General features: G+C 70.4%; 5 protein-coding genes. 4 read left to right on the forward strand and 1 reads right to left on the reverse strand.

The window, feature by feature from the left end; genetic code table 11:
- From ACHFFZ_RS13005 to ACHFFZ_RS13015, 3 genes are all read left to right on the forward strand, one after another.
- Positions 1-192, forward strand: a 192-nt coding sequence (locus ACHFFZ_RS13005; RefSeq protein ID WP_394277030.1) for an RDD family protein, incomplete at its 5' end; no start/stop codon positions are given.
- Positions 189-866, forward strand: a complete 678-nt coding sequence (locus ACHFFZ_RS13010; protein WP_394277031.1) for a DUF2510 domain-containing protein — start codon at positions 189-191, stop codon at positions 864-866. The genes ACHFFZ_RS13005 and ACHFFZ_RS13010, both read left to right, overlap by 4 nt.
- Positions 863-1,438, forward strand: coding sequence for a hypothetical protein (locus tag ACHFFZ_RS13015; protein WP_394277032.1), 576 nt, complete (start codon positions 863-865; stop codon positions 1,436-1,438). The genes ACHFFZ_RS13010 and ACHFFZ_RS13015 overlap by 4 nt, the downstream gene beginning before the upstream one ends.
- Here ACHFFZ_RS13015 and ACHFFZ_RS13020 read toward each other — a convergent pair.
- On the reverse strand, positions 1,408-2,025 hold the full coding sequence (locus ACHFFZ_RS13020; protein ID WP_394277033.1) for a hypothetical protein: 618 nt from the start codon (positions 2,023-2,025) through the stop codon (positions 1,408-1,410). The genes ACHFFZ_RS13015 and ACHFFZ_RS13020 overlap by 31 nt on opposite strands.
- A gap of 94 nt (positions 2,026-2,119) precedes the next feature.
- Between ACHFFZ_RS13020 and malQ the strand changes: the two genes are divergently transcribed.
- Positions 2,120-4,165: 4-alpha-glucanotransferase (gene malQ / locus ACHFFZ_RS13025; protein ID WP_394277034.1), on the forward strand; the 2,046-nt coding region annotated here is incomplete at its 3' end.

A 4,165-nucleotide genomic window follows, 5' to 3' on the forward strand; every position in this document is an offset into this window, starting at 1 on the left:
GTGCCCGTCGGCGAGGGGCATGCGCCGCGCCAGCTCGGCTGGGGGGCAGCCCTGGTGCGGACCCTGGTCCTCGTCTTCTCCGCCACCTTCTTCCCGGTGCAGGTGGTCAGCTTCCTGATGCCGCTGGGCACCCGCCTGCGCCAGACCCTGCACGACATGGCCTCCCGCACCCAGGTGGTCCGCGCCCGGTGAACCCCGTCCCCGGGTGGTACACCGATCCCACCGGCGCGGCAGAGCTGCGCTGGTGGGACGGCGCGACGTGGACGCATGAGGTGAACGCCGTGGCGTCCACTCCGCCCATCGCCGACGAGCACGTGCAGCTGGCCAGCTGGTGGGCCCGGGTACGGGCCTACCTGCTCGACGCCTTCCCGCTGTGGCTCGCCTCCCTGATGCTCTTCGACCACTGGCACCAGCCCCTGGTCAACGAGATCGTCGGCATCATGCGCGTGTCCATCCTCACCGGCGGGGGGCGTTTCCCGCCGCTGGAGATGTGGCTCAGCTATGGCCTGCTGCCGGTGTGGATCCAGGCGGCGATCCCCGGGATCCTGCTGCGCGTGGCCTACGACGTGGCCTGCCTTTCGACCATGGGCGCCACCTTCGGGCATCGCAGCGCCGGCCTGCGGGTGGCCGAACAGGGACGCTGGCGCGAGCCCGGCTGGACCTCGAAGACCGCCCTGCCCTGGCACCGTGCACTGCGGCGCAGCATCGTGCAGCGCGTCCTCGGCATCACCGGCATCGGCTTCCTGGCCTGCGTGCTGTGGCCGCTGGCCGATCCGGGCCGGCGCAGCCTCGCCGACCTCGCCGGCGGCACCCAGGTGGTCGACATCGGAGACGTCAGCGGCACCCCGATCGTCTTCGGGCGATGACCACTCCACGCCAGTCCCGTATGTCCTGGGCCTGCGGCGTCCTGCTCGTCGCCACCGTCGTCCAGTTGCTGGTCGCCGTGCTGGTCCCCGAACTGCCGCAGTTCAGCGGAAAGGCATTCACCGCGAGGCTGGTGGCCTATCCCGTGCTCATGCTGGCCCTTCCCGTGGCGCTGCGGCTCACCCACCGGCTGGACACCCGCGGGTGGACTGCCGGCGCCCTGGTGATGGCACCCTTCCTGGTGGACGTCACGGGCAACACCCTCGACCTCTACGACCGGCTCGTGTGGTGGGACGACTGGTGCCACTTCTTGAACTGGGCGTTGCTGATGTCGGGCCTGGGCCTCCTGCTGGACGCTGACGGGCGGGCTCCGCGCCTGGTGCGGGCACTGGCCATCGCCGGGCTGGGGTCGATGATCGCCATCGTCTGGGAACTGGGGGAGTGGTTCACCTTCATTCGCTTCGGTACGGAGCTTGCGGACGCCTACACCGACACCCTGGGCGACCTGTGTCTGGGCAGCCTTGGTGGGATCGTCGGGGCCGGCTACGCGCTGCGCAGCACCCGCCACTCATAGTTGCCGGTGTCGCGGGCCAACTCCATCAGCGTCAGCGTGGGACGGGCCTCGACGGCATCGGGAAGCGCCGCGGCCACCCCGGCCAAGCACTCCCGCAGCTGCTCGGCCGGCACCGCCCCGGCCATGTAGGCCAGCGAGCTGTGCGGCCACAGCCGGCGCCACTGCCGCGGGCCCAGCACCTCGTCGACCACCTCGCGCTGCATCCGGGCCAGCTCGGGCAGCCAGTCGTCGATCCGGGCGGTCAGCATCACCGACTCGTGCGCGACGAGGAGCTGGTCATAGCTGATGCGCTCGTGCGAGAACTCCTCCCACCGGGAGAAGACGCCCTCCTCGATCTGCGCCAGCGCCTCGGAGGAGACCTCACCGACGCGGCCAAAACCGCTCATCGTCAGGTGCAGCCACTCCACCGGCACCAGCCGCGCCGGGGGCAATGCGCCCAAGGCCTCGTGCACCCGGCGCGCGGCCGCGGCCAGCTCCGGGTTGCCGTCCAGCGTCAGGTGGAAGGTGAGGCGGCGCTCCCCGTCCTGCCAGGGGTTGAGCTCGAAGTGGTCGCGTGTGCTGTGTATCTCGGCGACGGCGAGTCTCATCGGCTTCCTCCTGCGGGTCGGGCTGGGCAGAACCTCAGCCTAGGGCCGGTAGTCTTGTGCGGACCCTTGCACTGCCGACGGACTGGACGCACTGATGGCCCTGAACGACCCGCTGCTCGCCGAACTGGCCGAGCACTTCGGAATCGCAACTGAATTCTGGGACTGGAAAGGTCGCCAGACCCAGGTCAGTGACGAGACCGTCGTCACCGTCCTCGCCAGCCTGGAGATCGATGCCTCCACCCCCGAGAAGGCGGCCGCCGCCGTCGAAGAACTGCGCCTTCGTCCGTGGCGACGTGCCCTGCCGCCGTGCGTCGTGCAGGAGCAGGGCCAGCCGGTCTGGGTGAACGTGCACGTTGCCTCCGGCGCCGACGCCCACCTCTACATCCGGCTGGAGAACGGCGAGACCCGCGACGCCACCCAGGCCACCAATGACAATCCCGACCGCGAGGTGGACGGCGTCTGGACCGGTGAGGCCACCTTCCAGCTGCCCGCCGACCTGCCGCTGGGCTACCACCGCATGGTGCTGCGCAGCCAGGAGGTCGACGTCGAGTCCACCCTGGTGATCACCCCCAGCTTCCTCGGCCTGCCGCGCAGCATGAACGACCGCCGCGTCTGGGGCTATGCCACCCAGCTCTACAGCTTGCGCTCGCAGGGCTCCTGGGGTGTTGGCGACCTCACCGACCTGGCCGACCTGTCGGTGTGGTCGGCCACCCAGCAGTTCGCCGGCTACGTGCTGGTCAACCCGCTGCACGCCGCCCAGCCGCAGCCGCCGCTCGAGCCCTCGCCCTACCTGCCGACCAGCCGCATGTACGTCAACCCGCTCTACATCCGGCCCGAGGCGATCGACGAGTACGCGACCCTCTCGCAGGCCGACCGGGAGGCCGTCGAGGAGCTGCGCCAAGAGCTCCTCGAGGAGCTCGACGGCGTCGACGAGGTGCGTCGCAACGAGTCCTGGCAGGCCAAGGTCAAGGCGCTGGAGATCATCTTCGCCGCCGGCCGCCGCCCCGCCCGCGAGATGGCCTTCAACGACTTCATCCGCCGCGAGGGGCGCCAGCTGCGCGACTTCGCCACCTGGTGCGCGCTGTTCGAGGAGCACGGCCACGACTGGCGCCAGTGGCCGGTCGAGCTGCAGCGACCCACCTCGCCGCAGGTTGCCGAGTTCCACCGCGTGAACGTCGAGCGGATCCGCTTCTACAAGTGGCTGCAGTGGATCGCCGAGACCCAGATGTCGGCCACCCAGCAGGTCGCGCGCGACGCCGGCATGCCGGTGGGCATCGTGAGCGACCTGGCCGTCGGTGTGAACGCCTCGGGCGCCGAGACGTGGATGCTGTCCGACGTCTTCGCCCAGGGCTGCACCGTCGGTGCACCGCCGGATGCCTACAGCCAGCTGGGCCAGGACTGGGGGCAGCCGCCGTGGCGCCCCGACCGGCTCGCCGACCTGGGCTATGCGCCCTTCCGCCAGATGGTGCAGGGGGTGCTGCGCCATGCCGGCGGGCTGCGCGTGGACCACATCATCGGGCTCTTCCGGCTGTGGTGGGTGCCGGCCGGCAAGACCGCCAAGGAGGGCACCTACGTCCGCTACGACCACGACGCCATGATCGGCATCCTGGCGCTGGAGGCCCACCGGGCGCAGGCGCTGGTGGTGGGCGAGGACCTGGGAACCGTCCAGCCGTGGGTGCGCGAGTACCTGAGCCGCCGCGGCATCCTGGGCACCTCAGTGATGTGGTTCGAGCAGGACGAGCAGGGACCCACCCCGCCCGAGCGCTGGCGGGAGTACGCGATGAGTTCGGTCACCACCCACGACCTGCCTCCCACCACTGGATACCTGGCCGGGGACCACATCCGCCTGCGCGACAGGCTCGGCATGCTCACCGAGAGCCTGGAGGACGAGCTGGAGCACGGTCGTGCCGAGCAGCAGTCGATGATCGAGGCATTGGTGGCCCACGGTGCGCTGTCCCAGGAGGGCTACGAGAGCCGCGACGTGGAGCAGATCGTGCTCGCCATGCACCGCATGCTCACCTGGACACCGTCCAAGGTGCTCAACGCGGCCCTGGTGGACGCGGTGGGGGATCGTCGTACCCAGAACCAGCCCGGCACCATCGACGAGTACCCCAACTGGCGGGTGCCGCTGACCGGCCCG

The organism is Luteococcus sp. (genome assembly GCF_043424415.1).
GTDB lineage: Bacteria > Actinomycetota > Actinomycetes > Propionibacteriales > Propionibacteriaceae > Luteococcus.

Coding starts and splice junctions, on each gene's coding strand:
- ACHFFZ_RS13020 (WP_394277033.1), bottom strand. CDS start 2,025: ATGAGACTCGCCGTCGCCGAGATACACAGCACACGCGACCACTTCGAG.
- ACHFFZ_RS13015 (WP_394277032.1), top strand. CDS start 863: ATGACCACTCCACGCCAGTCCCGTATGTCCTGGGCCTGCGGCGTCCTG.